Annotated in this window: 6 protein-coding genes; 1 reads left to right on the top strand and 5 read right to left on the bottom strand. The window is 48.4% G+C overall.

Going from position 1 to position 5,947, the window contains the following annotated elements; translation table 11 throughout:
* Positions 1-141 precede the first annotated feature (141 nt).
* Genes trpC through trpE form a run of 4 tightly spaced genes read right to left on the bottom strand, consistent with a single transcriptional unit; the run spans position 142 to position 4,017 of the window.
* A complete protein-coding gene (gene trpC / locus MSA64_RS00115) occupies positions 142-948 on the bottom strand; it encodes an indole-3-glycerol phosphate synthase TrpC (protein ID WP_287890036.1) in 807 nt (268 codons plus the stop codon).
* Positions 945-1,958, bottom strand: coding sequence for an anthranilate phosphoribosyltransferase (trpD, locus tag MSA64_RS00110; protein WP_287890035.1), 1,014 nt, complete (start codon positions 1,956-1,958; stop codon positions 945-947). Before trpD ends, trpC begins: the two co-directional genes overlap by 4 nt.
* On the bottom strand, positions 1,955-2,542 hold the full coding sequence (locus tag MSA64_RS00105; protein ID WP_118568620.1) for an anthranilate synthase component II: 588 nt from the start codon (positions 2,540-2,542) through the stop codon (positions 1,955-1,957). The genes trpD and MSA64_RS00105 overlap by 4 nt, the downstream gene beginning before the upstream one ends.
* A complete protein-coding gene (gene trpE / locus MSA64_RS00100) occupies positions 2,539-4,017 on the bottom strand; it encodes an anthranilate synthase component I (protein ID WP_154432712.1) in 1,479 nt (492 codons plus the stop codon). The genes MSA64_RS00105 and trpE overlap by 4 nt, the downstream gene beginning before the upstream one ends.
* Positions 4,018-4,727: 710 nt before the next feature.
* Between trpE and MSA64_RS00095 the strand changes: the two genes are divergently transcribed.
* Positions 4,728-5,408, top strand: a complete 681-nt coding sequence (locus tag MSA64_RS00095) for a TIGR00266 family protein (RefSeq protein ID WP_287890034.1) — start codon at positions 4,728-4,730, stop codon at positions 5,406-5,408.
* A 232-nt stretch (positions 5,409-5,640) separates the two neighbouring features.
* On the opposite strand, the gene MSA64_RS00090 is transcribed toward MSA64_RS00095, so the two are convergent.
* Positions 5,641-5,947 (bottom strand): glycoside hydrolase family 95-like protein (locus MSA64_RS00090; RefSeq protein ID WP_287890032.1); only part of this gene is annotated, 307 nt, incomplete at its 5' end.

The raw sequence follows: 5,947 nt of genomic DNA, 5'->3' as shown, positions 1-5,947 counted from the left end.
GCCTCATTGACCGCCGCGATATCCTCCGGCCGCCGCAGACCGCATATTTTTATTCTGCTCATGCTTAATCTCTCCTGCTGCTTTTTACCCCGATATGCGTTATACAGGATTTCCCTTCCTTACCCGCATCCGCTCTCTCATTTACCGGGAAAGTGGTTTCCCGTTCAGCGTCTCAAGCACCGCCTTTTTATCCGGGCTTCGCATCAGCGTTTCTCCGATCAGCACGGCATCCACCCGGTTATCATATAACAGATTGATATCTGCACTCGTCCTGATTCCGCTTTCTGATACAAAGACCACTTCCTCCGGTGCCAGATTCCGCAGCCGGATGCTGTTATTCATATCCACCCGGAATGTCCGAAGATCCCGGTTATTGACTCCTACGATCTTCGCTCCGGCTTCCAATGCCCGCTCTACTTCCCGCTCATCATGTGCTTCCACCAGCGCATCCAGCCCCAGACTTTCTGCCAGCTGCCGGTACTCTCTCAGCTGTACATCATCGAGGATCGCACAGATCAGAAGTACTGCTGATGCACCAAAGGCTTTCGCCTGATAGATCATATACTCATCTACCGTAAAATCTTTCCGGAGTACCGGAATATTCACTGCCGCTGTAATCTCTTCCAGATACCGGTCGGATCCCTGAAAATAAAAGGGCTCTGTCAGACAGGAAATCGCCGATGCACCCGCTGCCTCATATTCTTTTGCGATCTCCACATACGGAAAATCCGGTGCAATCAGTCCTTTTGACGGAGATGCTTTCTTCACCTCACAGATATAGGACATCCCTTCTTTTTTCAATGCCTGATAAAAAGACAGTGTCGGAAGAATCGCCGGATTCTGTTCCCGGTCCCGGATCCTTTCCTTTAATTCTGCAACAGATACCTTACTTTTTTCCTGGTCAATCCGCTCTCTTGTCTTTCCTGCAATTTCTTCTAATATATTCATGCTTCATTACTCTCCCGAATGAATGCTTCCAGTTTCTTCAGTGCTGCACCGCTGTCGATCAGTTGCTCTGCCAGACGTACACCTTCTTCCAGTGTCCCTGCTTTTCCTGCCACATACAGAGCGGCTCCGGCGTTCATGCACACGGCCTGTCGTTTCGCCCCCTGTTCACTGCCATCGAGGATTGCTCGGGTGATGGTCGCATTTTCCTGTGGGGTACCACCCTTCAACTCATCTTTCTCGCATTTCTTATAACCGAACTGCTCCGGAACGATCTCGTAAGGAGCTAATTTACCGTCGCAGATCTCGCACACAGCGGTCGGTGCACTCATCGAGATCTCATCCAGGCTGTCCGTACCATACACAACCATACCATTTTTCACGCCCAGTTTCACCAGAACCTGTGCCATCGGCTCTACCAGCTCTTCACTGTAGACACCCATGATCTGCATGTTTGCATTTGCCGGGTTCGTCAGCGGGCCGAGAATGTTAAACACTGTGCGGATACCCAGTTCTTTTCTGACCGGTGCCACATATTTCATCGCGGTGTGATAAGTCTGTGCAAACAGGAAACAGATCCCGATCTTTTCCAGTATTTTTTCACTCTGTTCCGGTGTCAGCGTGATCTTTACACCCAGGGCTTCCAGTACATCCGCTGCTCCTGATTTGGAAGATGCCGCACGGTTTCCATGTTTTGCTACCGGAACACCACCTGCTGCGATGACCAGAGAAGCGGTTGTGGAAATATTAAAAGAATTGGAACCGTCCCCACCGGTACCGACAATCTCCAGGACATCCATATCATGTTTTAACTGCAGGGCATGGGAACGCATACCTTCGGCAGATCCTGTGATCTCATCAATGGTTTCACCCTTCATAGCTAAGGCTGTCAGATATGCCGCCGTCTGTACCTGAGAAGTTTCTCCATCCATGATCTCATTCATAACAGCTTTTGATTCTTCATATGTCAGATCTTCTTTTTTTGCCACTTTGATAATTGCTTCTTTGATCATTGTTCTCTTCCCCCTCTGACTACATCCATAAAGTTCTCTATCATAATCTTGCCATCCGGTGTCATCACTGATTCCGGGTGAAACTGTACACCGTAGATCGGATATTTTGTGTGTTCTACCGCCATCACTTCTCCGTCTTCCGACTCCGCAGTCACTTTCAGTTCTTCCGGCAGTTTTTCCTTTAATGCTGCCAGTGAGTGATACCGCGCTGCCGGAAATGTCTCCGGCAGCCCCTGAAACAGCTGATTTTCACCGATCTGATGAATCTCTTTCTGTTTTCCGTGCATCAGTTCTTTCGCATAGGACACCGTTCCACCAAATGCTTCGCAGATTGCCTGATGTCCCAGACACACACCAAAGACCGGAACCTTTCCTGCAAAATACCGGATCGCCTCAATACAGATTCCTGCATCGGACGGTTTTCCGGGTCCCGGAGAAAGGATGATGGCTTCCGGTTTCATCGCCTCGATCTCTTCCACCGTATATGCATCGTTTCGTACAACTTTGACGTCCGGCTCCACGGAACCGATCAGCTGATATAAGTTATAAGAAAAACTGTCGTAATTATCAATCAGTACTATCATTCCAATCCCTCCTGTGCCTGTGCAATTGCCTGAACCACGGCCCGTGCCTTGTTGCAGCATTCTTCAAATTCTTTCTCCGGTACGCTGTCCGCCACGATACCGGCACCGGAACGAATACAGATTTCGCCCTTCTTTTTATAAACCAGGCGAATCGCGATACAGGTGTCCAGATTTCCTGTAAAATCAAGATAACCGATCGCCCCACCGTAGATGCCACGTTTGCTGTGTTCCAGTTCTTCGATGATCTGACAGGCCCGGAACTTCGGTGCTCCGGAGAGTGTTCCGGCCGGCAGGATCGCATCAACGGCATCCACCGCATCTTTATCCTCTCGCAGATCTCCGACTACCGTAGAACCAAGATGCATGACATGTGAAAAATGTTCCACACACATGTATTTTTCCACTTTCACACTGCCGATCTTACTGATCTTTCCGATATCATTTCTTCCCAGATCCACCAGCATGTTGTGTTCTGCCCGTTCTTTTTCATCTTTTAAAAGTCCGGCTTCCAGTTCCCTGTCTTCTTCCCTTGTCTTTCCTCTCGGTCTGGTTCCGGCCAACGGGAAAGTACTCAGATTCCCGGCTTCCAGTTTTACCAGAGTCTCCGGAGATGCTCCCGCAATCTCAATATCGTCGCTGGAAAAATAGAACATATACGGAGATGGGTTTGTCGCCCTCAACACCCGGTAGGTATCGAAAAGATTTCCTGTCGCTTTCGCCCGCATCGGATTCGATAATACCACCTGGAAAATATCACCCTCACGGATGTAATGTTTGGCTTTCTCCACCATCTTACAGTATTCCGCTTCCGGAAACTGTGGCCGGATATCGGACTCCAGCTTCAGTTTTTCGAATTCCATATGCGGTCCGGTTTTCAGAAGCTGTGCCATCTCTTCCAGTTTTCCTTCTGCCTTCTGATAAGACGCTTCCAGATCATCGGTCATCACTCCGGCGATCAGCAACACTTTCTGACGGTAATGATCAAAGGCAATCACCTGATCGAACAACATCAGATCCATATCCCTGAAATCCTGCTGCTCTTTATCTTCGAGTTTTAATTTCTGTTCGCTATATTTGATATAGTCATAGGAAAAGTACCCTACCAGCCCGCCGGTAAATGGTGGGAGTTCTTCCATCACCGGTGTTTTATACTGTTCAATAATCTCCCGCAGAGTATCGCCCGGATGTTCCACTTTCTTTGTCACAACCATATCCTCCCCGGTTTTGCGGATATTCAGGACGCCATCCGTACAGGTGATCTCCATCGCCGGTTCATAACCGAGGAAAGAAAATCTTCCCCATACCTCCGTCTGGCTGGCACTCTCAAGCAGATAGCAATGCTTACTTGCTTTCCGCAAAACCCGCATCACTTCTACGGGTGTATATCGATCCGCATATAACTCCTTACATACGGGAATTCTACGATACTCTCCACTGGCTGCAATTTCTTTTACCTTTTCTAATGTTGGATACATTCGGGCACCTCCTGTAAATCTTTTCTGTTACTGTCTTTCCCTTTGTTTTTCTGTCCTGCCGCGAAAGTCTCAGGCAAGCATGAACCTTGACTTGTTGCCCGCGAATCAAAATTGATTCACCGGATCAATTATTGATACACAACGCGAAAAAACGCCCGCCCTCGACAGAAACTTGTTCTTCTGTCAAGGACGAGCGTATGATAAACTACCCGCGGTACCACCTTGTTTCACAGTTTGCACTGTGCGCTTTGCGGAATACCTGCATATTCCCGGCAACTGACGTATGCCCCACGTCGCAGAATACTGAGCCGATTCGAAATAATGACTGTTCACTGCGCCCTCAGCGGTCCATTTGGCAGCCTGCATCTCCACCCGGCTCTCACCCTCCCGGACTCTCTGTGCGCGCATAACTGCTTTGATCTCCGCTTCAACGGTTTACTACACTAAACTTTTTCTATAAATTACCACATACATATATATTTGTCAAACACTTTTTTCAAATTTTATTGTTTACTTTTTTCTTAATTCCATATCATCCAGCTGTCTACTTTGATATAATACCAGTAGAAACATCATCATAACCATGATTTTCACTGTTCCAGGCAGAATGTAAACAACTCCGGAACTCATTCAAGCGGATATTCGCAATCCGCTTCGCTACTTGCTCATAACTGAACAGCTGCAAATTTTCTATACAGGAGGTACATACTATGCGTTATGAAATTCAGGGCGACACCTTGCCCGTTGTCATCTGTTATCTGGACGGCGGCGAAAGAATGATCACAGAAAAAGGAGCTATGAGCTGGATGTCACCGAACATGCACATGGCAACTTCTACCAACGGCGGCATCGGAAAGGCTTTCGGACGAATGTTTTCCGGTGAATCCATGTTTCAGAATATCTATACTGCCCAGGGCGGTCCCGGCATGATTGCTTTTGCCTCCTGCTTCCCGGGAAGTATTCTTCCTTACCAGATTTCCCCCGGGCGGGAACTGATTGTACAAAAGTCCGGTTTTCTCGCTTCCGAAGCCGGGGTAAACCTTTCTGTTTTCTTCCAGAAACGCTTCGGTTCCGGACTCTTCGGCGGTGAGGGATTTATCATGCAGCGCCTTGCCGGAGAAGGGATGGTATTCCTGGAATTTGACGGCCACGTTGTCGAATACGACCTGCAGCCCGGTCAGCAGATCATCGTGGATACCGGTTATCTGGCTGCTATGGAAGCCACCTGTTCCATGGATATCCAGACCGTTCCCGGTGTGAAAAATATGCTTTTTGGCGGGGAAGGCATCTTCAACACCGTCATCACCGGTCCGGGACATATATGGCTCCAGACCATGCCGATCTCGAATGTAGCAGGAGCGATTGCACCGTTTATTCCGTCAAAGTCTTAATTCGCAGAATCCATTCGCCAGACAGCACTGAAAACCTGCACATCCCTGCCTGTTATCACAGTAATTTTCTTGTGTAAATACAGACTTTAACTCGTTTTTGCTCAAATAAATCAACAGCCGGTATATGTTTCCATAAGACTCTGAAACATACACCGGCTGATTTTTCAGACACGCTCTAGTATATCGTTTCGTAAATAACTGTATCATCTACGCAAGATACCTTCGCATATGATCAACTATCCAGACGCACCCTTTCCCCGGCTTTCAAAAATACCATCCTGCTCTCCTGCTCTTTCACGCGTACCCGAACTTTTTGCTCTGTCTTACTCGTCATCCAACAGCTCACGTGTGCTCCTTCCCATGCAATATCCACCGTAATCGCACCCCGGGCGATCAGCCCCTGTACTGAGCCGCATTTCCACTTCGGCGATAGCGCCGGAAGGATCACGATTTCTCCTCCGTGGCTCTGTAGCAGCATCTCTGCGATTCCCGCGGTAAATCCAAGATTTCCGTCAATCTGGAACGGTGGATGTGCGCAG

The sequence above is a fragment of the Oliverpabstia sp. genome (assembly GCF_022785585.1).
GTDB lineage: Bacteria > Bacillota > Clostridia > Lachnospirales > Lachnospiraceae > Oliverpabstia > Oliverpabstia intestinalis.
This window is presented reverse-complemented; position numbering and strand designations above follow the sequence as displayed.